Origin of the sequence: Kitasatospora sp. NPDC088160 (assembly GCF_044741445.1) — a bacterium.
Lineage (GTDB): Bacteria > Actinomycetota > Actinomycetes > Streptomycetales > Streptomycetaceae > Kitasatospora.
Genome location: NZ_JBIUSS010000011.1, coordinates 101,804 through 124,467, shown reverse-complemented (window position 1 = coordinate 124,467; position 22,664 = coordinate 101,804). Strand labels below are relative to the sequence as shown.

At 74.2% G+C, this 22,664-nt stretch carries 27 protein-coding genes; 7 read left to right on the top strand and 20 right to left on the bottom strand.

Annotation, left to right across the window (positions count from 1 at the left end; all coding sequences use genetic code 11):
- Window positions 1–32: 32 nt before the first annotated feature.
- Entirely contained in the window at window positions 33–218 is a 186-nt protein-coding gene (locus ACIOGZ_RS18880; RefSeq protein WP_400986511.1) for a hypothetical protein, read from the bottom strand.
- Window positions 219–316: 98 nt separating this feature from the next.
- Here ACIOGZ_RS18880 and ACIOGZ_RS18875 point away from each other — a divergent pair, with 98 nt between their 5' ends.
- The gene (locus ACIOGZ_RS18875) at window positions 317–694 is read left to right on the top strand and encodes a hypothetical protein (protein WP_363580487.1); all 378 of its coding nucleotides are present in this window, start codon (window positions 317–319) and stop codon (window positions 692–694) included.
- A 9-nt stretch (window positions 695–703) separates the two neighbouring features.
- On the opposite strand, the gene ACIOGZ_RS18870 is transcribed toward ACIOGZ_RS18875, so the two are convergent.
- From ACIOGZ_RS18870 to ACIOGZ_RS18855, 4 genes are all read right to left on the bottom strand, one after another.
- Window positions 704–1,192: a GNAT family N-acetyltransferase gene (locus ACIOGZ_RS18870; protein ID WP_363580489.1), complete on the bottom strand. Its 489-nt coding sequence runs from the start codon at window positions 1,190–1,192 to the stop codon at window positions 704–706.
- A gap of 144 nt (window positions 1,193–1,336) precedes the next feature.
- Window positions 1,337–2,299, bottom strand: coding sequence for an SGNH/GDSL hydrolase family protein (locus tag ACIOGZ_RS18865; RefSeq protein WP_363580491.1), 963 nt, complete (start codon window positions 2,297–2,299; stop codon window positions 1,337–1,339).
- Window positions 2,300–2,490: 191 nt separating this feature from the next.
- A complete protein-coding gene (locus tag ACIOGZ_RS18860; protein WP_400807619.1) occupies window positions 2,491–3,768 on the bottom strand; it encodes a TerD family protein in 1,278 nt (425 codons plus the stop codon).
- A gap of 234 nt (window positions 3,769–4,002) precedes the next feature.
- On the bottom strand, window positions 4,003–5,343 hold the full coding sequence (locus ACIOGZ_RS18855) for a hypothetical protein (protein WP_400986509.1): 1,341 nt from the start codon (window positions 5,341–5,343) through the stop codon (window positions 4,003–4,005).
- A 340-nt stretch (window positions 5,344–5,683) separates the two neighbouring features.
- Between ACIOGZ_RS18855 and ACIOGZ_RS18850 the strand changes: the two genes are divergently transcribed.
- Entirely contained in the window at window positions 5,684–6,184 is a 501-nt protein-coding gene (locus ACIOGZ_RS18850) for an SsgA family sporulation/cell division regulator (RefSeq protein WP_363580495.1), read from the top strand.
- On the opposite strand, the gene ACIOGZ_RS18845 is transcribed toward ACIOGZ_RS18850, so the two are convergent.
- The 3 genes from ACIOGZ_RS18845 to ACIOGZ_RS18835 all read right to left on the bottom strand — a co-directional run bounded on the left by ACIOGZ_RS18845 (window position 6,103) and on the right by ACIOGZ_RS18835 (window position 9,455).
- Complete coding sequence (locus ACIOGZ_RS18845) at window positions 6,103–7,629, bottom strand: GAF domain-containing protein (protein ID WP_363580497.1); 1,527 nt, start codon at window positions 7,627–7,629, stop codon at window positions 6,103–6,105. The two genes, ACIOGZ_RS18850 and ACIOGZ_RS18845, sit on opposite strands and share 82 nt — an antisense overlap.
- A gap of 276 nt (window positions 7,630–7,905) precedes the next feature.
- Complete coding sequence (locus ACIOGZ_RS18840; protein ID WP_400986506.1) at window positions 7,906–9,000, bottom strand: M56 family metallopeptidase; 1,095 nt, start codon at window positions 8,998–9,000, stop codon at window positions 7,906–7,908.
- On the bottom strand, window positions 9,000–9,455 hold the full coding sequence (locus ACIOGZ_RS18835; protein ID WP_363580501.1) for a BlaI/MecI/CopY family transcriptional regulator: 456 nt from the start codon (window positions 9,453–9,455) through the stop codon (window positions 9,000–9,002). Before ACIOGZ_RS18835 ends, ACIOGZ_RS18840 begins: the two co-directional genes overlap by 1 nt.
- A 115-nt stretch (window positions 9,456–9,570) precedes the next feature.
- Here ACIOGZ_RS18835 and ACIOGZ_RS18830 point away from each other — a divergent pair, with 115 nt between their 5' ends.
- From ACIOGZ_RS18830 to ACIOGZ_RS18810, 5 genes are all read left to right on the top strand, one after another.
- The gene (locus ACIOGZ_RS18830; RefSeq protein ID WP_363580503.1) at window positions 9,571–10,239 is read left to right on the top strand and encodes a DedA family protein; all 669 of its coding nucleotides are present in this window, start codon (window positions 9,571–9,573) and stop codon (window positions 10,237–10,239) included.
- Window positions 10,236–10,907, top strand: a complete 672-nt coding sequence (locus ACIOGZ_RS18825) for a phosphatase PAP2 family protein (RefSeq protein ID WP_371519329.1) — start codon at window positions 10,236–10,238, stop codon at window positions 10,905–10,907. The genes ACIOGZ_RS18830 and ACIOGZ_RS18825 overlap by 4 nt, the downstream gene beginning before the upstream one ends.
- A 221-nt stretch (window positions 10,908–11,128) precedes the next feature.
- Window positions 11,129–11,644: a pyridoxamine 5'-phosphate oxidase family protein gene (locus tag ACIOGZ_RS18820; protein WP_350880400.1), complete on the top strand. Its 516-nt coding sequence runs from the start codon at window positions 11,129–11,131 to the stop codon at window positions 11,642–11,644.
- 104 nt (window positions 11,645–11,748) lie between these two features.
- Window positions 11,749–12,870, top strand: coding sequence for a TIGR03364 family FAD-dependent oxidoreductase (locus ACIOGZ_RS18815; RefSeq protein ID WP_363580509.1), 1,122 nt, complete (start codon window positions 11,749–11,751; stop codon window positions 12,868–12,870).
- 11 nt (window positions 12,871–12,881) lie between these two features.
- Window positions 12,882–13,556 carry a phosphonatase-like hydrolase gene (locus ACIOGZ_RS18810; RefSeq protein ID WP_400986505.1) on the top strand — a complete coding sequence of 225 codons (675 nt, stop codon included), beginning with the start codon at window positions 12,882–12,884 and terminating at the stop codon, window positions 13,554–13,556.
- 19 nt (window positions 13,557–13,575) lie between these two features.
- Here ACIOGZ_RS18810 and ACIOGZ_RS18805 read toward each other — a convergent pair whose 3' ends face one another.
- The 12 genes from ACIOGZ_RS18805 to ACIOGZ_RS18750 form a co-directional block, all read right to left on the bottom strand.
- On the bottom strand, window positions 13,576–14,229 hold the full coding sequence (locus tag ACIOGZ_RS18805) for a hypothetical protein (RefSeq protein WP_400986504.1): 654 nt from the start codon (window positions 14,227–14,229) through the stop codon (window positions 13,576–13,578).
- A gap of 75 nt (window positions 14,230–14,304) precedes the next feature.
- The gene (locus ACIOGZ_RS18800) at window positions 14,305–14,781 is read right to left on the bottom strand and encodes a WXG100 family type VII secretion target (protein WP_400986503.1); all 477 of its coding nucleotides are present in this window, start codon (window positions 14,779–14,781) and stop codon (window positions 14,305–14,307) included.
- Window positions 14,782–14,859: 78 nt separating this feature from the next.
- Window positions 14,860–15,519 carry a hypothetical protein gene (locus ACIOGZ_RS18795; protein WP_400986501.1) on the bottom strand — a complete coding sequence of 220 codons (660 nt, stop codon included), beginning with the start codon at window positions 15,517–15,519 and terminating at the stop codon, window positions 14,860–14,862.
- The gene (locus tag ACIOGZ_RS18790; RefSeq protein ID WP_363580519.1) at window positions 15,516–16,196 is read right to left on the bottom strand and encodes a hypothetical protein; all 681 of its coding nucleotides are present in this window, start codon (window positions 16,194–16,196) and stop codon (window positions 15,516–15,518) included. Before ACIOGZ_RS18790 ends, ACIOGZ_RS18795 begins: the two co-directional genes overlap by 4 nt.
- Window positions 16,186–17,505 (bottom strand): putative T7SS-secreted protein, encoded by a 1,320-nt coding sequence (locus tag ACIOGZ_RS18785; RefSeq protein ID WP_363580521.1) that lies wholly within the window; start codon window positions 17,503–17,505, stop codon window positions 16,186–16,188. The genes ACIOGZ_RS18790 and ACIOGZ_RS18785 overlap by 11 nt, the downstream gene beginning before the upstream one ends.
- A complete protein-coding gene (locus tag ACIOGZ_RS18780) occupies window positions 17,502–17,798 on the bottom strand; it encodes a hypothetical protein (RefSeq protein ID WP_363580523.1) in 297 nt (98 codons plus the stop codon). The genes ACIOGZ_RS18785 and ACIOGZ_RS18780 overlap by 4 nt, the downstream gene beginning before the upstream one ends.
- A 134-nt stretch (window positions 17,799–17,932) precedes the next feature.
- Window positions 17,933–18,421 carry a hypothetical protein gene (locus tag ACIOGZ_RS18775; RefSeq protein ID WP_363580525.1) on the bottom strand — a complete coding sequence of 163 codons (489 nt, stop codon included), beginning with the start codon at window positions 18,419–18,421 and terminating at the stop codon, window positions 17,933–17,935.
- Window positions 18,422–18,521: 100 nt separating this feature from the next.
- Entirely contained in the window at window positions 18,522–18,842 is a 321-nt protein-coding gene (locus tag ACIOGZ_RS18770; protein WP_363580527.1) for a multidrug efflux SMR transporter, read from the bottom strand.
- A gap of 5 nt (window positions 18,843–18,847) precedes the next feature.
- Window positions 18,848–19,597 (bottom strand): HAD family phosphatase, encoded by a 750-nt coding sequence (locus ACIOGZ_RS18765; protein ID WP_363580529.1) that lies wholly within the window; start codon window positions 19,595–19,597, stop codon window positions 18,848–18,850.
- 55 nt (window positions 19,598–19,652) lie between these two features.
- Window positions 19,653–20,738 (bottom strand): ABC transporter ATP-binding protein, encoded by a 1,086-nt coding sequence (locus ACIOGZ_RS18760; protein ID WP_363580531.1) that lies wholly within the window; start codon window positions 20,736–20,738, stop codon window positions 19,653–19,655.
- Window positions 20,739–20,816: 78 nt separating this feature from the next.
- Window positions 20,817–21,626, bottom strand: a complete 810-nt coding sequence (locus ACIOGZ_RS18755; protein WP_387818562.1) for an ABC transporter permease — start codon at window positions 21,624–21,626, stop codon at window positions 20,817–20,819.
- Complete coding sequence (locus ACIOGZ_RS18750) at window positions 21,626–22,663, bottom strand: ABC transporter permease (RefSeq protein ID WP_400334696.1); 1,038 nt, start codon at window positions 22,661–22,663, stop codon at window positions 21,626–21,628. The genes ACIOGZ_RS18755 and ACIOGZ_RS18750 overlap by 1 nt, the downstream gene beginning before the upstream one ends.
- Between the last annotated feature and the right edge of the window lies 1 nt (window position 22,664).

Here is a 22,664-nt window from a genome sequence, read left to right as displayed (position 1 = left end):
GGTGCGGGCCGTTTGTCGCGTTCTTGGGACTTCTAGAGGAAGTCCTTGGTGTCCGACTCGAACTCGAACGGGGCGGGGAGGGCGAGCGGTTCGCCGAAGGCTGCCAGGTGCACCTCGGTGTACTCGTCGCGGTGGGGATTGCTGAAGCGGCTGACCTGGGCCCGCTCGCGGTCGATTGGTTGGACGCGCCAACAGAATAGGTGAGCTCGGAGTGGCACGTCGGGTGGATGGACGACGATCACTCAATGGGGTGAGGCGGAACCCCGGATTAGGATCGAGGCAGCGTGAACTGGGCTTTTGGCGGGAGGAGTTGGGGATGCTGAAGGAGTTCGCAGGGTTGTCGACGCCGTTGGTGGCGGATGCGTGTGTGCGGTTGGGGGTGGGGCTCAGGGCGGCGCCGGTGGGGGTGGCGGCGGTGGCGGCGCGGGTCGGGCCGCACCTGGTGAGCGCCGGGGACGTGGTGTTCGGCGACGCGGACGGGGTGCTGTTCGTCCCGGCCGACCGGGCCGGGGAGGTGCTGGATACGGCCGCCGGGATCGCCGGGACCGAGCGCGCGCAGGCCGGGCGGATCGCCTCCGGCGACACGCTGCGCCGGCAGACCGCCTTCGACGAGTACCTGGAGCGCCGCGCCGCCGACCCGTCGTACAGCTTCCGGCAGCACCTGCGGCGGGTCGGCGGGGCGATCGAGGAGTAGCGAACTCCCTTACAGTGCCCGGTGCATGACGTGCAGGCCGACGTATCCGTCGACGGGGTGGTGGAAGGCCTCGGGGACGGTGCCGACGATGTCGAAGCCGAGGGACCGGTAGAGCTTCACGGCGTGGTGGTTGTTGGCGACCACGGCATTGAACTGCATGGCGCGGTAGCCGTTGGCGCGAGCCCAGTCGAGGGTGTACTCGACCAGGGCCCGCCCGATGCCGCGGCCGTGGTGCGCCGGGTCGACCAGGTAGCTGGCGCTGGCCATGTGCGCGCCGTTGCCGGGGCGGTTACGGGTCATGTTGGCGGTGCCGACGACCGTGCCGGCCTCGTCCACCGCGACCACCGTGCGATGGGGTGCGGCGAGCATCCACCACTCCCGGCCGAGGTCGGAGGAGAGGTCGAGGGGGTAGGGGAACGTCTCACCGGCGGCGATGACGGTGTGGAAGAAGGGCCAGACGGCAGGCCAGTCCTCGGGGGTGGCTTCGCGGATGAGCATCCGCTCAGCATGATCCGCGACGGGAGGGCCTGCCACTGGTTTTCGATCGGTTCTCGATGCGCGGGCGTTTCCGGCGCGGCTGCTTCCGGTTCGGCTGCTTCCGGTTCGGCCGCTTCCGGGTACGGCCGCTTCCGGTGCGGCCGGTCAGTTCAGGACGGCGTCCTCGACCAGGGCGGCCGCGTGGGCCTGGCCCTTGGCGTTGGGGTGCACCAGGGCGTAACGCAGCGGGATGATGCTGGTCAGCACGCCGTCCAGCCAGTGGTCCTGGTCGCACACGCTGTGGCCGGTGGTGGAGGGGTAGAGGTCGACGAAGGTGTCGCCGCGGGCGGCGGTCCGCTGGGCGATGATCGCGTTGAGCGGCTCCAGGATGGCCGTCCGCGCCCAGGCGAGGTCGCCGGTGGTGAAGGTGGCGAACTGCTCCAGGTCGCCGTAGGTGCAGCGGGTGGCGTCCTCGGGGACGAGGTGGGGGTAGCCGACGGCCAGCAGTCGCGCGGACGGGGCCTTGGCGTGCAGGGCGCCGAGCATCTGGTCGAAGTCGCCGCGCAGTTGGTCGAAGCGGTCGGGCAGGCTCGCGTCGAACTTGTCCTTGCAGGGCGTGCCCTGGCCGAGGACCGCGGCGCCGAGTTCGATGCAGCCCTTGAGGATCTCGGCGAAGCCGAGGGTGTTGCCGCCGATCTCGACGGTGATCACGTCGGCGCTCGGGGAGACGGCGTCGATCTGCGACGGGACCGGTGGGAAGGGGGCGCCGGGGTTGGTCCCGAGCGGCGGGAGCGGGCGGCCGGGCGGGGCCTCCTTGGTCTGGTAGACGTCCTTGACGGTGGCGCCGGAACAGCTGACGTTGCGCAGTTCGACCAGGGGGCCGAGGCCGCGGCGGATCAGCTCGGGGTAGGAGCCGGTGGTGCGGGCGCAGCCGTCGCGGGGTTCGGTCTCGGCGCCGGCGGCCTCGACGAAGCCGGCCGTGTAGGAGTCGCCGAGCGCGGCCCAGGCGAGCGTCCGGACGCGGCCGGACGGCTCGGCGGCGGCCTGGGCGGCGGACGGGGTGATCAGGCCGGCGGTGAGCGCGACGGCGGTGCCGGCGACGGCGAGGCGGGACAGGAAGCGTGGCACGGTCTCTCCCTCAACGAGTGCGCGGGAGAGCGCGATTCACCCCCCTAGAGGTAAATCGAGTCGGCGGGTGGACGACTTGATCCCTCAGGAGGGTGAATTCGCGTGTGCGGCCATGACGTTGGGCCGATCGGCCCTGGGCGTCAGGGCGGGTCGGTGAGGGGTGGGGCGGAGCGGGGTGGGGGCGAGACGGTTCAGAGCAGGGCGGCGGACGGATCGACCATCGCCCGGGCGGTCTTGGCATCGACGTACTCGCCGAGCGCGGTCATCACCCACTCGCCGGACGACTGCCGGACCAGCTTGCACATCACCACGCCCGTGTGCGGCTCGGAGTGGGTGAGGTCGAAGCGGACCAGCTCCTCCTCCGTCCGGGCGTCCAGCAGGCGGCAGTAGGCGTTCTTGACCTCGGTGAACCGCTGGCCGGAGAAGGAGTTGACGACGAAGACCAGGCCGGTGACCTCGGCCGGCAGGCCGTCCAGATGGACGGTGATCGACTCGTCGTCGCCGGCTCCGCCGCCGGTGAGGTTGTCGCCGGAGTGGGCGATCGCGCCCTTGAAGACGGTCAGCTTCATGAACCAGGCCGTCTCCAGCTTCTTGCGCCGGGCGTCGAAGGCGAGGCAGGAGGCGTCCAGGTCGACGCTGCGGCCGCGGCCGGCGGGCTCCCAGCCGAGCGCCATCCGGACCGAGGAGAGGAACGGGCGGCCGTTCTTCACCAGGGAGACCGAACTGCCCTTGACCAGGTTGACCCGGCCCTTGTCCAGGGTGACCTTGGCGGGGGCGGCCGGGGCCGGCGGGGCGACCGGGGGCACGGGGGGCGCGGGCGGAGTGGCGGCGAGGGCGATCCGCGGGTCGACGGGGGGAGCCGGGTGAGCCGCGGGAGCCGGGGGAGCCGGGGGAGCGGCCGGAGGGGTGGGCGGGGCCGCGGGGGGAGTGGCGGGGGCCGGGGCCTGGGCCTGGGCGGCCGGGGCCGCGGCCGGGGAGTCGTCGACGGAGACGCCGAAGTCGGTGGCGATGCCCGCCAGGCCGTTGGCGTAGCCCTGGCCGACCGCGCGCACCTTCCAGGCGCCGCCGCGCTGGTAGACCTCGACCACGATGAGCGCGGTCTCCTGGCCCAGCTGAGGCGGGGTGAAGGTCACCAGGGCCTGCCCGGTGTCGGCGTCGCGGACGGTGGCGGTCGGCTCCATCCCGGCGAAGGTGGAGGACTGGTCGGCGGGGCTGGCGGTCACCACGATCTTGGTGATGCCGGCCGGGACGGCCAGGGTGTCGACGGTGATCGCGTCCGGCGCTCCGGCGGCGGCCGGGCGGTGGCTGACGCCGGGGCCGTGCGGGGCGTTGAAGAAGACGAAGTCGTCGTCCGAGCGCACCTTTCCGGCGTCGGTCAGCAGCAGGCCGGAGACGTCCAGCGCCTTGGGCGCGGTGACCTCGACAGTCACCCGCGCGGCGGTCAGCGGGGCGTTGCCGCCTTGGGTCAGGACGGTGGACACGGACTCCTCCTCGGATGCGGAACGGCGGCCGGCCGGGGCCGCTGGGACCGCCGGGCCGGGTGCTGCCCACAGTAACGAACGGGCGCGTCGGGATGAGCCCGTCCGGGGCGGTGACCTGTCGGATCGTCGGACGGTACGGCCGGACGACGGGGGTGGGCGGCAGACCCCGGCGAGGTGGCGAGGCTGCGAGGTGGCAAGCCGGCGGGACGGCGCGGCCGGAGGTCAGCGGGGCGTGAAGGCCGTCGGCGTGCCGGGGCGCGGCGGGAGCCCGGGTGCCTCGGGCGCGGCGGGCCGCGGTGTGACCGGCTGCGGCGCGGCCGGCTGTGGTGCGACCGGGCCGAAGGCGCCGAGCGCGGCGACCGCCCGGGGCCGGTCGATGCCGAAGGCGGCGGCGCTCCAGCTCTCCGCCGCGGCGACCTTGCGGACCGGGCCGGACGAAGCGGGCCAACCGGACGGGAGCGAGGGGCCGGACGGGAGGGACGGGCCGGACGGGCCGGTGGGCCCCGGGGGTTCGGCGGCGGGGCGGGTGCCGCGCACGCCGAAGGCGTAGTGGCCGGGCGGGACGTCGATGCCGGCCGGGGTGGTGAAGCGGTAGACGAGGGTGCCGCGCTCCTGTTGGGCGGTGACGACCGCGCCGGGCAGGTCGGTCCAGGCGGCGCCGCTTCCGGGTGCCAACTCGCCCGGGGTGAGGCGGAATTCGGCCTGAAATGCGGTGAGCGGCTCGGTGGCGGTGAGGTCGAGCTGGTGCCGGAGGCCGTCCCGGCCGAGCGGTGTGACCGTGGCGACGCCGGTCAGGGCCTGGTCGGTGTCCGGGTCAGGGGTGCCGGCGGTCGGGCCGTCGGTGCCCGGGGCAACCGCGCCGGGCGGCGGCGGTGCGGGCTGCGCCGGGGCGGCCGGGCGGGGTCCGGGCGCGTGCGGCGTGGTCGGCGAGGGGGAGGGCGAAGAGGGGTCGGCCGGCTGCTCGGCGGCGGGCGCGACGGGCTGGGCCGACGGCGAGGGCGCGGCGGCGTCGGCCGGCGTGGCGGGCTCGCCGGTGCCGGCCGGCCGGGTGCCGGGGCCGTGGTCGGCCATGGGTTCGGCCGCGGCCTGTCCGCCGGCGGGTTCCGGGGGTGCCGACCGGGTGCCGGGCGCGCTGGGCGAGGCAGCTCCGGCGGCCGTGCCCTCCGCCGCCCCCGGGCGGTGCGCCGAGGGGCTCGGTGCGGGCGGTCGGCCGGTGGCCGGGAGGTCGGTGGGGTTCGGCGCGGTGGGGTTCGGCGCGGTGGGGTTCGGCGCGGTCGGGGCCCGGTCGGCGGCGGCCTCGGCCTGGTCGCCCGCGGCGGGGGTGGGCGGCGGGGTGGTGCCGACGCGCGCGACCCCGGCCCGCCGGCCCACGCCCTGCTGCTCGTTGAGCAGGAGGGTGGTGGCGATGCTGATGCCGACGACGGTGGACATCGCCATCGCGGCACCGGAGAAGCGCAGGGTGGGCAGCCGGAACCGGCCGCCGAACGGGCGTGGCCGCCCGTGCCGGCCGTGCCGTTCGGGTTCGTGCCGAACGTCCCGCGCAGTGTCCTCGCGCGCAGCCACCGGACCCCTCCCTCCCCGAAGTCGCCGTCGCGGTCGCGGTATTCTCCCATGCGCTGCCACCGGGCCGGCATCGGCCGCCCGGGGTCGGTCGGCCGGGGTCCGGGTGGGGCCCGCGCCGGGAGGGGGAGAGCGTACCAGCGGCTCGTCGCGGCCTGGACGGTTTTGATCCGTTTCGTGGACACCCGTTCGACAGAAGGAAGTTGACGATCCGTCTGATAAGTCGGTGAGGGCGGTCGGGCCCGCCCGGACGGGGATCGATGCAACCTCCTTGCAACCCTTGCCCGCCCGGCCGGAAGTGGCTCAGGCTGAGGTCATCCCACGCCGTCCCGGAGAGACCGTCATGCCGCCCGACCCGCTGTCCGCAGCCTCCAGTGCACCCCTCGCCGCCACCCCCACGGGCGGCGATGGGGACGGCTCCACCGCCGCTCCGGCGGCGGTGGAGGAGGTGCTGATGCTGCGGATCTCGCTGGGCGAGGAGGTGGTCGGCGAGGTGCGCACCCGGTTCCGGTTCGAGGCCGCGCGCCCGTACGAGGTGCTGCTGACCTTCCATCTGGGGCGGCCGGACGAGGCCGACTGGGTGTTCTCGCGCGAGCTGCTGCGCGACGGTCTCCAGACGCTGAGCGGCCAGGGCGACGTCAAGCTGTGGCCGGCGTACTGCCCGTGCCACGGCTCGACGCTGCACCTGGCGCTCGAATCACCGCACGGCAGCGCCCTGCTGGAGGCCTCCAAGCCCCGGGTGCGGGCGTGGCTGGACCGTACCTACGTGCTGGTCTCCGCCGAGGCGGAGCGCGCCTGCGGCCCGACCGACGCCCAGCTGGCCGCGCTGCTCGCCGGCGGCTGAGGCCCGGTCGGGGCGCCGGCGGGCCCGCGCGGCGGCGGGACGGGCACCGTAGTACCCGGCAGCCGGACCGTCCCCGTGGCCAGCCCGGCCCGCAGCCGCCGGACGGCCGGGGCCGAGGAGGCCGGCAGCAGGTCGTACGGGTCGTCCGGCCCGTCCACCGTGACCAGCACCGACTCGGCGATGCGGTACGGCCGGTGGGCCAGCAGGCCGCCCAGGTAGCGGCGCAGCCGGGACAGCTCGGCGCGGACCGTCACCGTCCGGCCCGGGTCGCCGAACAGCGCCTCCGCGAGCTGCGCGGCCGTGCTGCCCTCGCGTCCGGTGGCGAGCAGGAGCAGCAGTTCGGCGTGGCGCGGGCTGAGCGGGTGCGACCAGCTGCCGGCCGCGCCCCGGACGGTCAGCTCCGGGCGGTCCTGGCGGCGCAGGTCGAGCCGGAGCCGGGCGCCCTCGGCCTGCTCGGCCTGTTCGGCCGTCACCGTGCCGGAGCCGTCCGCCTCGGGTGGCCGGACCGGTCGCACCAGCCAGCCGTCCGCGAGCGGTTCCAGGGCGCACTCGCCGAGGCCCGGCACCCAGTGCACGGCGGCGGTCCCCCAGCCGCCGACCGGCACCCGCAGCCGGCCGGGCGGCGGCAGCCCGGCCGCGGCGGCGGTCCACCCGGCGGAGTCCACCACCAGGGCCGGGCCGGCCACCCGGGCGAGCACCGGCGCGGCCAGGGTGCGCAGTTGGTGCAGCGCCTCCAGCCGGTGGGCGCGCAGCTCGGTCTCGGCGAGCCGGGCGGCGGTGGCGGTGAGCTGCAGCAGGTACGGGCGGACGTTGCGGGCCGGGCCGCTGAGGTTGATCGCGCCGACCAGCCGCCCGGTGCCCGGGTCGTGCACGGGGGCGGCCACGCAGGTCCAGGAGTGGTGGCTGCGCAGGTAGTGCTCGGCGGAGTGGACGTGCATCGGGCGCTGGGCGCGCAGTGCGACGGCGATGCCGTTGGTGCCGACGCTCTCCTCGATCCAGCGGGCGCCGGTGAGGAAGCCGATCCGGTCGGCGCTGCGGCGCAGGGCGCGCTCGCCCTCCTGCCAGAGCACGTGGCCGTCGGCGTCGGCGATGGCGAGGATCAGCGGACTCTGGCCGACCGGCTGGAGCAGGGTGTCGCGCAGCACCGGCAGGACCGCGTCCAGGCCGCTGGTGCGGCGGCGCTGCTCGATCTCGGCGGGGCCGAGGTGGACGGCGGCGGCACCGGCGTCGGGGTCGAGCCCGAGGCGGCGCAGCCGGGCCCAGGAGTCGCCGATCTCGGGGCGGGGTTCGAGCAGGCCGGGGGAGCCGGGGTCGGGGTAGGGGGGCTGGGCGAGTTCGCGGGCGGCGGCTTCGGCGAGGGTGCGGTCGTGGACCCTGGCCAGCTCGGCCGTGCTCGGCGCGGTGCGGCGTTCTGGTCGTCGGGACTGCCGTCCGGTCTGCCGCACTCGCGTTGCTCCTCGCCGCCGTTCGAGGCCGCGCCGGGGTCGACGCGCTGACGAAAGCGTACGGGGGCGGTGAGTGTCTGGGGACGGGGTCTGCCAACTCGGCATACCGGACGGTATGACCGTGGACATGCCGGGGTGTGATGACTAGCGGGGGTCCTGGTGCGGGCCTGGTGTGAGCCCGGCGCGGGCCCGGCGCGGGCCTGGTGCGAGGCCTGGCACGGGACCTGGTGAGGGCCTTGCGTAGGCCTGGTGCGGGCTCGGTGGATCGTGCCGCGGTCAGCGTTCCGCGCCGGTGCCGCGCTGGGCCGCCTCGACGGTGTGGTGCAGGTCGGCGGTGGCCTCCAGGGAGGCGGCGGTGCTCAGCGCCAGGCAGGTGGCCAGCGCGATCGCGACCGCGCGCAGGCGGGTGCCGGTGGCGGTGGTCGCCGGGCGGGGCTGGAGCAGGGCGGCGACCCGGCGCGGGACCGGCCCGGAGTGGGCGGCGGGGACGAGCCGGGGCCGGGCCGGCCAGGGGGAGCGGCTGGCGGCCAGGGCGGCCCGGCCGACCGCGCGGGCGGTCACGGCGCGGTCGCCGACCCGGGCGGCCGCCACCTCGTCGGCCCAGCGTTCCAGGTGGTACCCGAGGGGCGCGCGGAGCGGCCGCAGCGCCGGGTGGAGGTCGGCGGCGTGCTCGGCGAGGGCGAGGAAGACGTGGTGGCGGGCGGTCAGGTGGGCGCGCTCGTGGGCGAGCAGGGCGGCCCGCTCGGGCCCGGTGAGGATGCGCAGCATGCCGGAGGTGACCACGATCCGGCCGGGCTCGCCGGGCCGGCCGGGGAGGGGCAGGCGCCCCGGCAGGGCGAAGGCGTCGGCGCGCTCGTCGTCGAGGACGGCGAGCGGGTGCTCGCTCGGCTGGAGCAGGGCGCGGGCGCCGGCCAGGACGGCCTGCGGGCTGCGTGCCCGGCGCACGGTGACGTGCCCGGGGCGTGTGTCCGGATGCCGGCCCTCGGTCGGCGTGGGGCAGTCCGGCGCGGGGCAGGCCGGGAGGGCGGCCCGGGCCTCGCGCAGTTCCAGCCGGTGGCGGCGGGCGGTGCGGACGGCCCGGGCGGTCAGCGCGGCGAGCACCAGACCGGCCGCGGCGGCCGCCACCGGCGCGTCGGGTGCGGCGGCGGTGAGCCAGGGCAGCGACAGGTGGCCGATCGCGGCGACCGGCGGTAGCTGGAGCAGCCCGGCGGCGGCGAGCAGGCCGAGCGAGCAGAGGGTGCCGCCGGCCAGCACGGCGGACGTCCCGGCGAGCATCCAGGCGGCGGCCCGGGGCGGCAGCGCGTCGGCGAGGCGGCGGGCCAGCGGGGCGGCCAGGAACGGCAGCAGCAGCGGGGCCCAGACGGCGATCATCACGATCCGGCCGCCCCGGGGGTGCCGTGGCCGGAGGTGCGGTGGCCGGGGGCGGGGGCGATGCCCGGGGTGGAGTCGAGACCCGGGGCGCCGTCGCCGAGCAGGTCGCGCAGCAGCTGCTCGTCCTCGGCGGAGAGGTCGGAGACGAAGCGGGCGAGCACGGTGGAGCGGTCGGCCTCGCGGCCGAGCTCGGTGTGCATCCGGCGGGCGGCGAGGCCCGCGGTGTCCTGGACGGTCGGGGTGTACGCGTAGGCGCGGCCGGCCCGGGTGCGCTCCACGGTGCCCTTGTCGTGGAGGCGGGCGAGGATCGTGGCGATGGTGGTGCGGGCGAGGTCCCCGCCGAGTGCCGACTGGACGTCCTGCGGGGTCATCGGCTGCCGGGCCGACCAGAGCGCGGCCAGCACCTCGGCCTCCAGCTCCCCGGCGGGCCGGCGGGCGGACGGTACGTCGGACATGGCGGCGCTTCCTCCAGGTTTCGTCTACAGTCATGTAGACCGTCTACGTCACTGTAGACGGTCGGGGCGGGTTCCGCTGTGAACCGCCCCCCAACGTACGGGAGGTCCGCCAGCCTTGCTTCAGTTCCTCGCCGATCCGGCCGCTCACCTCGCGGTGAACCCGCTGGACGCGTCCTCGCTGCTCGCCGCCTTCGGCGCACTCGGCATCGCCGTCGTGCTCTTCGCCGAGACCGGCCTGCTGGTGGGCTTCTTCCTGCCCGGAGACTCGCTGCTGTTCACCGCGGGGCTGCTGTGCGTGCCCGGCGCCACCAGGGGCCCGCAGCTGGAGCTCTACCAGGTGCTGCCCGCCGCCCTGGTCGGCGCGCTGGCAGGCGCCCAGGTCGGCTACCTGATCGGCAAGCGCGGCGGCCGCGCGCTGCTGCGCCGCACCGAGCGCAAGAGCCTGCTGGAGGGCGTCGAGCGGGCCGAGGAACTGCTGGGCAAGTACGGCCACGGCAAGGCGATCGTGCTCGCCCGCTTCATCCCGGTGGTCCGAACGGTGCTGAACCCGCTCTGCGGCGTGCTCGAAGTGCCGGCCCGCTCGTTCACGTTCTGGCAGGTGACCGGCGGCGCCGTCTGGACCGTCGGCGTCGTGCTCGCCGGGTACGGGCTCGGATCGTCGATCCCCAGCATCGACAGATATCTGCTCCCGATCATCGGTCTGGTAGTAGTTGTCTCCGTGCTCCCCATTGTTCTCGAACTGTTCCGCGCCCGTAAGGCGCACCGTCACGGAGGTGACAAGTGACGTCCTCCCGGGCTCTCGCCGTCTACGACGGCAGCGGCATCGACGGCAGCCTCTACACCCGGGTGAACGGGTGGGCGCAAGCCGCCCCGCACTGGCTCGACGAGCTGATCAAGGTCTGGTCGGCGCTCGGCCTCGGCCTGTTCGCGGTCTTCATGCTCTACGCCTGGTGGCGGGCGCGCGGCGCCGACTCGGCCGTGATGGCCAAGGTGCTCGCCTCGCCGGTGATCGTCGTCGTCGCGTACGGCGTCAACTCGGTGCTCAAGGGCATGGTCGAAGAAGTCCGGCCGTGCGCCCAGATCCCCGGCAGCGTCTCGCTGGAGACCTGCCCCGGCGCCGGTGACTGGTCCTTCCCCAGCAACCACACCGTGATCGCCTTCGCCGCCGCCACCGCACTCTGGTTCGCCGACCGGCGGCTCGGCTGGATCGCCGGGATCTTCGCGGTGCTGATGGGCGCCTCCCGGGTCTGGGTCGGCGTGCACTACCCGCACGACGTGGCCGTCGGCGCGCTGGTCGGCCTCCTGGTCGCGGTGGTGCTGGCGCCGCTCGCCGGCCGCTGCGGGCCGCTGGTGGACCGGATGCGGACGGGAGCGCTGCGCCCGCTGCTCGGCCCGGGCGCGGTGCCGGTGACGGCCGGCCGCCACGCCGCGTACGGGACGCGGCAGCACTGAACGGCGGGTGCCGACGGCACTGTTGGCGGGTGTCGGCGGCACTGGCGGCGAGACCCGACAGCGCTGATTCCGTAGCCTCCCCGTAGCTCGTCCGACCCTTGTCTGGCCGGGGTGGCGGGTAGAGCATGTGAGCCGGGCGTGGGGCCCCTTCGCGGGGAACCCGCCCGGCTCAGTCGTGCCGGGGCGCGGGAGCGCCGGGCGTGCCAGCGGAGGGAGTGCCAATGCCGTACCGACTCGACATCACGCAGGGGGACTGGCCGGGCGAGTCGCCGCACAAGGGCGTCGAGGGCCTGCTCGCCGAGGCCATGGTGCTCACCCTCGCCACCGCCGGCCACGAGCACGGCCCGCACGCCAACCTGGCCTTCTTCGCGTACGACGACGACCTCGTCCTGTACTTCGTCAGCGAGCGCTCCACCCGGCACAGCCACCACCTCGCCGAGGAGGCCCGGGCCGCCGCCACCGTCTTCCTGCCGCCGCCGGTCTTCGGCGAGCAGCTGCGCGGCCTGCAACTGGCCGGCGGCGCGAGCGAGGCCTGGGGGCGGCAGGCCGAGGCGGCGCTGGCCGCCTACCAGGGGCGGTACCCGTCCTTCGCACAGGACGAGCAGGTGCGGCGGCAGTTCCTCACCGGGGGCGGGGCGGCGGCGCTGTACCGGTTCCAGGTGGAGGAGCTGACGGCGGTGGACGAGCCGAACTTCGGGCGGCGCAACTACCTGCGGGCGCGGGTGCTGCGGCCGTAGGCCCTGTCCGGTCCCCAGGGTTGTCTGTACAACTTTTCGGGTGATTCATCTGCGGGACGCTGCCGGGACGCCCCCAGGACACCTGGGCGCACCAGCCTGGCCGCATGAGAGTCATCGTCGTAGGAGCAGGCGTGCTCGGCACCATGCACGCCTGGCAGGCCGTCGAACGCGGCCACGAGGTCGTCCACCTGGAGCGCGAGACCGAGGCGCGCGGCGCCTCGGTGCGCAACTTCGGCCTGGTCTGGGTCAGCGGCCGCGCGCAGGGCGAGGAACTGGACACCGCGCTGCGCGCCCGCGAACTGTGGGAAGGCATCGGCGCCCGGGTCCCCGACCTCGGCTTCCGCGCCAACGGATCGCTCACCGCGATCCGCACCCAGGCCGAACTCGCCGTCGCCGAACAGGCACTCACCCTGCCCGACGCCGCCGCCCGCGGCTACCGGCTGCTCGACGCCGACCAGACCAGGGCCGCCAACCCCGCCCTGCGCGGCGAACTCCTCGGCGCCCTGTGGTGCGAGCGCGACGCCGCCGTCGAACCCCGCACCGCCCAGCCCGCGCTGCGCGCCGCCCTCCAGGCCACCGGCCGCTACACCTTCCTGCCCGGCCGCGAGGTCCGCGACGTGATTGGCGAGAACGCCGTCCGCGACGACCACGGCGACATCCACACCGGTGACCTCGTCATCCTCTGCACCGGCGCCTGGCTCGGCGGCCTCGTCCGCGAACTCGCCCCCTCGCTGCCCGTACGCAGGGTCCGGCTGCAGATGATGCAGACCGACCCGCTCGGCGAGACCCTCACCACCTCCGTCGCCGACGGCGACAGCTTCCGCTACTACCCGGCCTTCGCCGGCACCGCCCTGGACCGCCTCCGCGACACCCAGCCGCAGCCCGACGTCGCCGCCGAACACAAGATGCAGCTGCTCATGGTCCAGCGGCGCGACGGCGGCCTCACCATCGGCGACACCCACGAGTACGACCAGCCGTTCGGCTTCGACGTCGTCGAGGACCCGTACGACCACCTGGTCGCCGTGGCCGAGGACCTGCTCGGCCGCCCCCTGCCGCGCGTCCGCCGCCGCTGGGCCGGGGTGTACGCGCAGTGCGTCGACACCACCCGGGTCGTCCACCGCGAACGACTCCGCGACGGCGTCTGGCTCGTCACCGGCCCCGGCGGCCGCGGCATGACCTGCTCCCCGGCCATCGCCGAAACCACCGCCGAACTCGCAAACCTGTAAGGGTAGTTGACATGTCCTTTGATATCCGCCTGGTCGTCCTCGACATGGCCGGCACCACCGTGGCCGACGACGGCCTCGTCGAACAGGCCTTCACCGCCGCCGCCCGGACGCTCGGCGTCGAGGCCGGCAGCCCGGGCTTCGGCCCCATGCTGGAACACGTCCGCGCCACCATGGGCGAATCCAAGATCTCCGTCTTCCGGCACCTCTTCGGGGACGAGGACAAGGCCCAGCGGGCCAACACCGCCTTCGAGGCCGCCTACCACGACCTCGTCGACGCCGGGCACTGCGCCGCCCTGCCCGGCGCCGCCGAAGCCATCGCCGAACTGCGCGGTCAGGGCCGGAAGGTCGCCCTCACCACCGGCTTCTCCCGGGCCACCCAGGACCGCATCCTCACCGCCCTCGGCTGGCAGTCCGTCGCCGACCTCACCCTCAGCCCCGCCGAGGCCGGCCGCGGCCGCCCCTACCCGGACCTCGCGCTCACCGCGCTGCTGTGGACCGGAGTCGAGTCGGTGCGGCAGATCGCCGTCGCCGGCGACACCGGCTACGACATGCTGACCGGCGTACGGGCCGGGGCGTCCGTCGTCGCCGGCGTGCTCACCGGCGCCCACGACGAGGCCCGGCTGCGCGCCGACGGGGCGACGCACGTGCTGGGCTCGGTCGCGGAACTGCCGGGGCTGCTCGGTTAGAGGCGGTCGGTCCAGCGCGCTACGGGTGGGCGGAGTCGTGGGGGGCGCCCCGGACTCCGCCCGCCCGGCTGAACGGGACCCGACGTGGGCGACCGTTGCGGACCACGGCCACGCCCAGACCGCCGACGGCCGCCATCAGGACGGCGTCCAGGCCGCCGGCGATGGCCAGGTCCTTCGAGAGGTCGATGTCGTCCGGGGTGCGCGCGGCCGCTACGCCCCTGGGGTCGTAGCGGACGGTGAGCCGGTCGCCGACCGCGTGCGAGTGAAGGCCCCCGTACACCGTGCCGTTCGGGATCGGCATGCCCCACTCGTCGGCGAGGTCGTACGTCGAGTCCGGGTGCTTCGCCTCCGGGTGATCGTGCGCCGCCGTGATCCGGGCGGAGGTGGTGACCCCGGTGGCGTTCAGGACCACCGCGTCCCGGGCCGTGATCACCTCCCCCAGCGCGCCGCCCCACAGCGCGACGGACACGATCGCCACCCAACAGCCCACCACCCCGACCAGCCGGACGACGCCCACGATCCAGGCGACCCCGACAACCAACCCGAGCAGCCACGCCAGGCCCCAGCTGACGTACGTGCTCAGCAGCACCAGCCCGAACGTCCCCACCGGCACCGCCGCCACCAGCGCGCCCGTCAGCGCGACGGTTCCGCGGCGGCTTCTCTCCCTGGCCATGGCATCCCCCCGATCTTCCTACGACGGGGTGGAAGGCTACGCCCGGATCCTGACGGCCTTCGGGCGGGGTCCCGGTCATCGGTGGCGACGCCGGATGGCGGGGTCGGTGATCCGCTTCGCGGTGTCGACCCCCTTGCCGCTCGGTCCGGTTGCGCTGCCGACGGCGCCGAGAACGAGGTCGAGGGGCATGACCGGGCCGGTCTGGAAGGTGGCGTCGTAGCCGTAGGTGAGGCCGGCGCCGGTGAGCATGCGGACGTGGTTGTCGGCGTCGGCGTGGGCGTTCAGCCCGTCGTGGATGCTGGTGAGGCCTTTGACCAGGATGTCCAGTGCGGAGAGCACGTGGTCGTGCGGGCCGTTGTAAGCCTGGGCGAACTCCTTGCCCTGCTTGTCGTCGCCCCACGGGCTGCCGGCGCCGGCGAGGTTGTGCCTGAGCGTGTCGAGGGCGTCCTTGAGTGCCTTGCTCTGAGCCTGGAAGGTCGGCGAGGCCGCCTTCAGGTCCCCCGGCCGGATCTTGAACTCCGGGCCGCCGGCTCTCGGTCCGTCATCCGCCATGGCGTCATCCCCCCGTGCTGTCCGTGCGTTGAGAAGGAGCGAAGGGAGAGATCCGCGGAGGAGCGGCGGGGTTGCGGGCTACGGAGAGATCTGGGTCACGGTATCGGAGGAGTCGCGCGACGGTGTGGGTCTGCGCACGGACCAGAGCAGGGTGGCACTGATCAGGATGTTGCAGCCGAGGAAGGTCGACAGGTAGGCGGTGGAGTCGACTTCGCCGGGGAGTTTGGGGGCGACCCGGCCGGCCGGGTCCATGCGGACGGTGATGACGTCGCCGGGCTTGAGCCGGGTGGAGCTCTCTTCGAGGTCGCCGCCGGGGATCTCGCCGGCCGGGTCGGTCGAGGCGAGGGCGTACGCCCGCCCGGAGCCGTGGAGCGAGTCGGTCGTCTTCTCGTTGAGGACCACGGCTTTCACGGTCCGGCCCGAGCCCAGGATCAGGTTGGTCCAGGCGACGGAGCCCGACAGGTACGCGACGAAGGCGACGGCGGCGATGCCTGCGCCCCATGCGAACGCCTTCCGCTGGAACGCGGGGTTGCTGTCGGCGTCGCGTCGTAGGGCGAGGGCGAGCAGCATGACCACGGGGTAGGCGAAGCCCACGATGGTGGCGATGAACGAGTTGACGTACACGTCCAGCGCGATGACGCCGATGAGGATGGCGGTGGAGAGGGCGATGAGGGCCAGTGCGCCGCGGAGGCGGCGGAGCCCGTCGCGCGGGTCCTGGCCGTGGGGGAAGGCCGTCATCCGAAGGCCTTCCGGATGTTGTCCCACTGGTCGGGCGGCAGCGCGTCGGCGCTCTCGTCCCGGGGCGGGTGGAAGGAGATTCCGCGGAACGCGGTGGCCAGCAGCGGCAGCCATTCGTCCCAGTGGTCGAGGTCCTCGGTGGTGAAGACGGCGGCGACCACGTGCGGGCTCCACGGGTGCGGGATCAGCAGTTCGAGCTGGCGCACCGTGTTGACGGTGGACTCGGGCACGCCGAACACCGCGCCGGGCACCGGGACGGCCAGGTCGCGGGCGGCGAGCGCGGCGCGGCCGGTCGGCAGGTCCACCACGCCGACGTCGGCGTCCGGCCAGGCTTCGGCCAGCTGTTCGGCGACCCGGGCGGGGTAGCTGCCGGGCGCGCCGAGGTCCTGCGGGCGGACGAAGACGGTGAGCATGCCGTGGATGGGCTCGCCGTCCTCGGCCCGGACCAGGCAGCTGGAGACGTGGACCGCGCCCTCGCGCAGTTGGGCCTGCAGCGCGGTCTCGGCGGCGATCACGGTGCTGAGCTTCTGCTCGGGCCGGGCGTCGGGGAAGGCCGCGTCCAGGCCCTCCGCCGTGCGGGCCATCCGGTCGCCGAGGTCCTCGTCGAGGTCGAGGGGGGTGAAGCCCGCGGGCAGGGTGAGCCAGAGCGGCGGAATCCCGGTGGTCTCAACGGCCATAGCCGGCCGCCCATCCGCCCATGCCGAGCAGGTTGCCGACGGCGGACACGGTGCCGATGACGGCGGAGCCCTTGCCGCCGGCGGTGCCGACTCCGACGGACCCGATGACGTTGTTGCCGCCGGTGGTGTAGTTGACCGCGTTGGTGAGGCCGTCGCTCGGACTGTCCTTGCTGAGGGCGTACGCCGTCGGGACGTTGAGCCCGAAGGTGGTGGCGGCCTGGACGCCGTCGGAGACGTTCATCGCGGTGGCCTTGGAGACCCCGAGCTTGATGGCGGGCTTCTCGATCGCGGTGGTGAAGATCGGGTTGGCCGGGTCGACGGCGCGGGCGGCGGCCCGGACCTCGGTCGTACCGGCGCTCATGGCGCCGCGCACGCTCGTACCGGCGGCGCGCGCCCCCCGGGTGGCGTTCAGGCCCTTGGCCGCGACGCCCACTCCGGGAATCGCGCCGATCACGTCGCCGCCCAGCGTCAGCCAGTTGCCGATGTTCTTCTGCGGCGGCCACAGCTTGCCCTCAAGGGCGTACTTGGTCGCGTGCGTGCCTGCCGCGGCGGCGCTCAGCAGGAGGGCCGGCAGCGCGAAGGCGGGGAAGAAGATCGCCGCGACGCCGCAGATGCCGGCGGCCACGGTGAGCATGTCGGCGCCGTGGTTCTTGAGCCAGTTGCCGACCTTGCTGAGCCAGCCGGGCTCCGGCGGGGCCTTGCTGTCGGCGGCCTTGCGGATGGCGGCCGCGGTCTTGTGGGCGTCGGACTTGTGGCCCCCGGCGAGTTCGTGGGCCTGGTTCTGGAGCTGGGTGAGGTCGCTCGCGGCGCTGGAGACCAGTTTGGCGGCCGCGTCCAGGTGGTCCTTCGCCTTGGTGTAGCGCTGTTCGGCGGCGGCGAGGCCGGCGTCGTCGGGGAAGGTCTGGCCGGCGAGCTTGAGGTCGGGGTCGGCGGCCGCGGCGGTGTGCGCCTGTTCGGCCTGCTCCTTCTGCTGCTTGGCGGCGACCGCGGAGCGGGCCAACTCGGCGGCCTTGGGCTGGTGTTCGGTCAGTGCCTGGTACCAGACGTCGAGGGCCTGGTAGGCGGCGGTGATCGAGTCGGCGGCGTCCTGGAGGTACGCGGGGAGCTTGCCGAACTGGCCGGCGAAGGCCTTGGCGGCCTCGCCGGTCCACTGGCCCTGGTTGGCGGAGAGCTGCGAGAGCGTGGTGTGGACGTCGGTCAGGTGCTGGCCGACCCGGCGCAGGCTTCCGCTGAGGCCGGTGACGGCGGCGGTGTCGCCGGGGGTCGGGTTGAAGCCGAGGCCGGACCAGTCGGGCGTGGGGTCGGTCATGAGCGCCCCTGGGGGGTGAGGGCCTTGGTGGTGTCCTGTTCGGTGCTGTCGTAGCCCTGCTGCACCTTCTCCAGGCCGTCGTCAAGGATCTTGACGCATTCCCGGACCTTCTTCAGCCCGTACTCCCACGTGCCCTGGAAGTGTCCGCAGGCCTCGTCGAGGAAGTCGTAGCCCAGTCCGCTGCGACTCGCTTCCTTGAGCGCCTTGAGTCCCTGGTCGAGTTCGTCGCCGCAGCCTTTGAGGTCCTTGGCCAGCTTGGCGAGGAACTCGGTGCTGACCGTGAAGTCGGCCACTGCTCCCCCGATGTGTCGATGGCGTGACCGGCCGAGCATAGCCGCAGTCGGTGCGCGGGCGATCTGTTGTGACGGGTGCTTCACGGTGCGATGACGGGACCTTGACGATGCGCCGGCGCGCGGCGGCGTCGGGGTCAGCGGCGCCAGAAGCCGCGCTTCTTCGGGGTGACGAGCTTCGCCACCGCGGCGACGAACAGTTCGGCGACGGGGGAGGGGCCCTCGCCGTGGTTGAGGTGGCCTTCGGACGACCACTCGCCGAGGACGGTGCCGGGGCTGCTGTCGAAGGGGTTGAGCGCGTGCTCCAGGGTCACGTAGCGGACGGTCTTGGTGCCCTGGGGGTGGACGGCGGCGACGAAGTGGGCCTCGGTGGCGCTGGTCGGGGTGGGGAGGGTGACGAGCAGCAGGGGGTGGCCGTCGGCCCGCAGGTGCTGGCAGTCCAGACCGTGGCTGGGCAGCCGGTCCTCGGGCGGGAGGGTCTGGCCGAGGTTGTCCCAGATGCCGGTGAGGACGGGCAGGAGGCTGCCGCCGGCGTCCGGGACGGTCAGCCGGGGGCCGAATTCGAGGACCTGGCGGGCGAGCTCGCGGTGGACGAAGCGGTAGTGGTGGGGTCGTGGGTCGCTCATGGGGCCCACGGTAGCGAACCACTCGGAGCGGGCGGTCGGCACATCCGACTTCCCGCTCCGAAAGGGTAGTTGACCAGCGCCGCGGGCGGGGGGCGGCCCGTCAGTGACTGTTCTTGAGGTTGAGCACGACCACTCCGACGATCACCAGGGCGATCCCCAGCCACTGGAGGCGTCCCAGCGATTCGCCGAAGGCGACCACGCCTATTCCGGCGACCGCCGCCGTCCCGGCCCCCGACCAGACGGCGTAGGCGACCGAGACCGGGATGTGCTTGAGCGCGCGCCCGAGCAGCACGAAGGACAGCACGTAGCCGACCGCCACCCCCACGCTCGGCCAGAGGCGGGTGAACCCCTCGGTGAGCTTGAGGCAACTGGTCGCGCAGACCTCGCTCAGGATGGCGAGGGAGAGCAGGAAATAGGGCATGCCGGTCAAACGGCCCGGGCGGCGCCGAGCTTCCCCAGCAGGGCGAGGTCGGCCTGTTCCAGGCTGGCGAGCAGGGTGATCCGGCCGCCGTCGGGCATCGGCGTCGCGGTGGACGGCACGGCGAGCACGGCGCAGCCGGCCGCGGCGGCGGAGGCGACTCCGGTCGGGGTGTCCTCGACGGCGACGCAGGTGGCCGGGTCCAGGCCGAGCCGTTCGGCGGCGGCGAGGTACGGGTCCGGTGCGGGCTTGGTGCGCGGGGTGTCCTCGGCGGCCAGGGTGACGGCGAACCAGTCCCGGCCGATGGCGGCGAGGACCAGGTCGACGACCTGGCGCGGGGAGGCGGAGACCAGCGCGGTGGGCACCCGCGCGTCCCGCAGGGAGGCCAGCAGGGCGAGCGCGCCGGGGCGCGGGACGGTCTCGGCGGCGACCTTGGCGGCGAAGGACTCGCCGAGCCGGGCGGCGAGTTCGGCCTCGGTGAGGGTGGTGCCGCTGACCCTGTGCAGGTGGGCGGCGGTGTGCTCGACGGCCTGGCCGAGCACTTCGGGGGCGTCCTGGTCGGTGAGCGCGTGGTGGAGCTCGTCGGCGAGTTCGGCGGCGGCCTGCCACCAGAGCTGCTCGGTGTCGACCAGGGTGCCGTCCATGTCGAACAGGACGGCGGCGGGGCGGGGAGCTTCGGTCGTCGAGGGGCCGGGCGTCGGGGCGCCGGGCGTCGGGGAGGATGGCGTCGGGGAGGAGGGCGTCAGGGCTTCAGGCATGGCGGTACCTTCGGTGGTTCATCAGATGGTGCTACGCAGATGGGGTTCGAGGCTCTCAGACGGTGCGGCGGTCCACCAGCACCGGACGCTCCGGCAGCAGGAGCTCGGCGCGCGAGCCGGCCGGCAGCGCGGCGGCGGCCTCGGTCGGCAGGTCGGCCTTGACCTCGGTGCCGTCGTCGAGGCGGACGGTGAGCCGGGTGACGGCGCCCAGGAAGGACGCGGTGATCACCAGGGCCGGGCCGGCCTCGGACGGGGTCAGGGTGACGTTCTCCGGGCGGACCAGCACCTGGAGTTCGCCGTCGGCGGGCAGGTCGCCGTCCACCGCGTGCCGGCGGCCGAGCACCTCGACGCCGTCGGACGTGCGGGTGCACGGGATGCGGCTCATGGTGCCGACGAACTCGGCGACGAACGCGGTGGCCGGGCGGCCGTACAGCTCGGACGGGGTGGCGCACTGCTCCAGCCGGCCCGCGCGCAGCACCGCGACCCGGTCGGCCATCGACAGCGCCTCCTCCTGGTCGTGGGTGACGAACAGGGTGGTGATCCCCAGTTCCTGCTGGAGCCGGCGGATCTCCTCGCGCAGCTGGAGGCGGACCTTGGCGTCCAGCGCGGACAGCGGCTCGTCGAGCAGCAGCACGCGCGGCTGCAGGGCGAGCGCCCGGGCGAGCGCGATGCGCTGTTGCTGGCCGCCGGACATCTGGTGCGGGTAGTGCTCGGCGCGGTGCGGCAGCCCGACCAGCTCCAGCAGCTCCTGGGCGCGCTTGCGGCGCTCGGCCTTGCCGGCGCCGCGCATCCGCAGCCCGAAGGCGACGTTGTCCAGCGCGGTCAGGTGCGGGAAGAGGCTGTACGACTGGAACACCATGCCCGCGTCGCGCTTGTGGGCGGGGATCGCGGTGATGTCCTGCCCGTCGACCAGGACCTCGCCGGAGTCGTGCTGCTCGAAGCCGGCCAGGATGCGCAGCGCGGTGGTCTTGCCGCAGCCGGACGGGCCGAGCAGGGCGAGCAGTTCGCCCGGGTGGACGGTCAGGTCCAGGCCGTCGAGGGCGGTGGTGGCGCCGAACGAGCGGCGCAGCGAGCGGAACTCGACGGTGGCGCCGCCGGGGGCGAGCGCGACACCGGTGACGGGGGCGGAAACCGTGGTCATGGCTGGTAACTCCTGGAAAGCGTGGGGTGGTTCAGGACCGTGCGGCCGGAGCGCGGGATGGCCGTGCGGCGGGGCGCCTCAGGCCCGCGCGCCCTTGCGGCCGCGGCCGGCGGCGGACATCAGCAGCAGGACGAGCCAGACGATCAGCAGGCTGAGCATCGAGACGGCGACGGACATCTGGCCGTCGCTCTTGCCGTTGGAGTTGATCCACACCGAGAAGGGGGCGAAGCCGAGGATGGAGGCGGTGGTGAACTCGCCGAGCACCAGGGCGACGGTGAGGACGGCCGCGTTCAGCAGCGCGCTGCGCAGGTTCGGCAGGACGACGGTGAACACCGCGCGCAGCCAGCCGGCCCCGCAGTTGCGGGCGGCCTCGACCAGGGTGGCGACGTCCACGCCGCGCAGCCCGGCGTCCAGCGCCCGGTAGGCGAACGGCAGCGCCATCAGCACGTAGGCGATGACCAGGACGATCGGGAACTTCGGGTCCTGGATGGCCACGATGGTCTGGAACAGCGGGGTGTCCTGGAGGTAGTCCGGGCCCCAGCGCAGCACGCCGATGATGCCGGTGGTGAGCGCGACCACGGGGACGACCAGCGGCATCGAGCACATCACCTCGATCACCGGGCGCAGCTTCGGCGCACCGAGCCGGGCGGCGAGCATCGCCGGGACCAGCAGGAGCAGCAGCACCGCCACCGTGACGCCGGCCAGCTCCAGGCTCAGCACCAGGCTGTCCAGGAAGCCGGGCGCGTTCAGCAGCTCGGTGTAGGCCCGGAAGGTGGTGCCGCCCTTGTTGTCGTCGACGCTGAAGATCACCGAGGAGGCCAGCGGTACGGCGAAGTAGACGCCGCAGAGCAGCAGGACGAGGCCGCGGCCGAAACGGATGCGATTGATCAGGCGAGCCACTTGGCACTCCGGCGCTGAAGGGGCAGGTACACGGCCATCACCAGGCAGGCGACCACGATCATGTCGAGGCCGAGGGCGAGGGCGAGGTTGCCCTGGCCGACCAGGACGTTGCCGGACAGCGCGTCGCCGATCTGCATCGAGATGAGCGGCACCGAACTGCCCACCATGGCCTCGGCGGTGGCGTACGCGGCGAAGGAGGCGCCGAACAGCAGCACGAAGCCGCCGAGCAGCGAGGGCACCAGGACCGGCAGGGCCACGTGCCGCCAGTACTGCACGACGGTGGCGCCGTTGTTGTACGCGGCCTCGCGCCACTGGGTGCGCAGGCCCTCCAGGGCCGGGGTGATGGTGATGACCATCAGCGGCACCAGGAAGTACAGGTAGACCACGGAGAGGCCGGTGAAGGTGTAGAGGTTCCAGCCGTGGCTGGTGAGGCCGAACTTCTTGGTGACCTCGCCGGCGTTGCCGAGGGTGGCGACGAACATGAAGGCGAGCGGCACGCCGCCGAAGTTGGCGAGCACGCCGGAGGCGGAGAGCACCGCCTCGCGGAACACCCGGAACCGGGAGGTGGCCACGGCCTGGGCCAGCGGCAGGCCGACCACGGCGGCGATCAGCGCGGTCAGCAGGGAGAGCTTGACGCTGCCCCACAGGGCGGTCCAGTAGGCGCCCTGCAGCGAGCCGGTGAGGTTGTCGGTGGTGAAGGTGCCGCCGCCGTCGGGGGCGTCGGGCGAGGTGGTGAACGCGCCGATGGCGATCGCGACGGCGGGCAGGCCGAAGCCGACCAGGAAGAACAGGAGCAGGGGGAGGGCGGCCATCCAGGCACGACCGCGGCCGGCCCGGGGCTTGCCGGGGCGGGGGGCCCTGGCGGTCTCGGTGCTCTTGGCCGCGGCGGTCTCGGCCGCGGTGTCGGTGGCCTCGGCCGTGGTGGCGTCGGCGGTGGCGGGGGTGGTTGCTGCGGGGCCGGGGGCGCCCCCGCCGCTCTGGGCGGCGGAGGCGGGGGCCGGCACCGGGGTGGGAGCCGTGGTCATC

Excerpts from the sequence above, each read along its gene's own strand:
- ACIOGZ_RS18875 (WP_363580487.1), top strand. The coding sequence starts at position 317 with ATGCTGAAGGAGTTCGCAGGGTTGTCGACGCCGTTGGTGGCGGATGCG.
- ACIOGZ_RS18870 (WP_363580489.1), bottom strand. The coding sequence starts at position 1,192 with ATGCTCATCCGCGAAGCCACCCCCGAGGACTGGCCTGCCGTCTGGCCC.
- ACIOGZ_RS18850 (WP_363580495.1), top strand. The coding sequence starts at position 5,684 with ATGCCGCCCGACCCGCTGTCCGCAGCCTCCAGTGCACCCCTCGCCGCC.
- ACIOGZ_RS18840 (WP_400986506.1), bottom strand. The coding sequence starts at position 9,000 with ATGATCGCCGTCTGGGCCCCGCTGCTGCTGCCGTTCCTGGCCGCCCCG.
- ACIOGZ_RS18835 (WP_363580501.1), bottom strand. The coding sequence starts at position 9,455 with ATGTCCGACGTACCGTCCGCCCGCCGGCCCGCCGGGGAGCTGGAGGCC.
- ACIOGZ_RS18820 (WP_350880400.1), top strand. The coding sequence starts at position 11,129 with ATGCCGTACCGACTCGACATCACGCAGGGGGACTGGCCGGGCGAGTCG.
- ACIOGZ_RS18815 (WP_363580509.1), top strand. The coding sequence starts at position 11,749 with ATGAGAGTCATCGTCGTAGGAGCAGGCGTGCTCGGCACCATGCACGCC.
- ACIOGZ_RS18810 (WP_400986505.1), top strand. The coding sequence starts at position 12,882 with ATGTCCTTTGATATCCGCCTGGTCGTCCTCGACATGGCCGGCACCACC.
- ACIOGZ_RS18805 (WP_400986504.1), bottom strand. The coding sequence starts at position 14,229 with ATGGCCAGGGAGAGAAGCCGCCGCGGAACCGTCGCGCTGACGGGCGCG.
- ACIOGZ_RS18800 (WP_400986503.1), bottom strand. The coding sequence starts at position 14,781 with ATGGCGGATGACGGACCGAGAGCCGGCGGCCCGGAGTTCAAGATCCGG.
- ACIOGZ_RS18795 (WP_400986501.1), bottom strand. The coding sequence starts at position 15,519 with ATGACGGCCTTCCCCCACGGCCAGGACCCGCGCGACGGGCTCCGCCGC.
- ACIOGZ_RS18790 (WP_363580519.1), bottom strand. The coding sequence starts at position 16,196 with ATGGCCGTTGAGACCACCGGGATTCCGCCGCTCTGGCTCACCCTGCCC.
- ACIOGZ_RS18785 (WP_363580521.1), bottom strand. The coding sequence starts at position 17,505 with ATGACCGACCCCACGCCCGACTGGTCCGGCCTCGGCTTCAACCCGACC.
- ACIOGZ_RS18775 (WP_363580525.1), bottom strand. The coding sequence starts at position 18,421 with ATGAGCGACCCACGACCCCACCACTACCGCTTCGTCCACCGCGAGCTC.
- ACIOGZ_RS18770 (WP_363580527.1), bottom strand. The coding sequence starts at position 18,842 with ATGCCCTATTTCCTGCTCTCCCTCGCCATCCTGAGCGAGGTCTGCGCG.
- ACIOGZ_RS18765 (WP_363580529.1), bottom strand. The coding sequence starts at position 19,597 with ATGCCTGAAGCCCTGACGCCCTCCTCCCCGACGCCATCCTCCCCGACG.
- ACIOGZ_RS18760 (WP_363580531.1), bottom strand. The coding sequence starts at position 20,738 with ATGACCACGGTTTCCGCCCCCGTCACCGGTGTCGCGCTCGCCCCCGGC.
- ACIOGZ_RS18750 (WP_400334696.1), bottom strand. The coding sequence starts at position 22,663 with ATGACCACGGCTCCCACCCCGGTGCCGGCCCCCGCCTCCGCCGCCCAG.